General features: G+C 66.8%; 2 protein-coding genes. Both read left to right on the forward strand.

Going from position 1 to position 742, the window contains the following annotated elements:
- The coding region (locus CKO27_RS23960) for a flagellar motor switch protein FliG (protein WP_276570211.1) at positions 1-578 on the forward strand (578 nt) is incomplete at its 5' end.
- Positions 562-742 (forward strand): hypothetical protein (locus CKO27_RS24310; protein WP_207281113.1); only part of this gene is annotated, 181 nt, incomplete at its 3' end. The genes CKO27_RS23960 and CKO27_RS24310, both read left to right, overlap by 17 nt.

Consider the following 742-nt stretch of genomic DNA (forward strand, 5'->3'; position numbering starts at 1 on the left):
CCGCCGAGGTGCTCAAGCAGTTCGTCGAACGTCAGCGCAACGAGGTGCTGGTGCGCATCGCCACGCTCGACGGCATCCAGCCGGCGGCGCTGAAGGACTTGAACGAGGTCATGAGCAAGGTGCTCGCCGGCGGCGACCGCATGAAGAAGAGCTCGCTGGGCGGCGTCAAGGCCGCGGCCGAGATCCTGAACATGCTGGGCAGCTCGGTCGAGACCTCGGTGCTGGACTTCGTGCGCGAGGCCGACAACGAGCTGGCGCAGAAGATCATGGACAACATGTTCACCTTCGACGACCTGGAGAAGATCGACGACAAGGGCATCCAGGCGCTGCTGCGCGAGGTGCAGTCCGAGTCGCTGATCGTCGCGCTCAAGGGCGCCACGCCGGGCCTGCGCGAGAAGATCTTCAAGAACATGTCCACGCGCGCCGCCGAGACGCTGCGCGAAGACCTCGAGTCGCGCGGCCCGGTGCGGCTGTCCGAGGTCGAGGCCGAGCAGAAGGAAATGCTCAAGACCGTCCGCCGCCTGGCCGACGAAGGACAGATCATGCTGAGCAGCGGTGGTGATGAGCAGTTCGTCTAACAAGCACGGCTTCCGCAACGTCCCGCCGCCGCAGGGCAGCAAGCCGGCGAGCGCCTACACGCGTTTCATCCCGCGCGAGGAGCTCGGCGACTTCGCCGCCTGGAAGCCGGGTTCGTTCCACGGCGAGCCCGAACCCGAACCGATGCCGGAACCGGCAGCCCCGC

The organism is Thiocystis violacea (assembly GCF_016583575.1).
GTDB classification, from domain to species: Bacteria; Pseudomonadota; Gammaproteobacteria; order Chromatiales; family Chromatiaceae; genus Thiocystis; species Thiocystis violacea.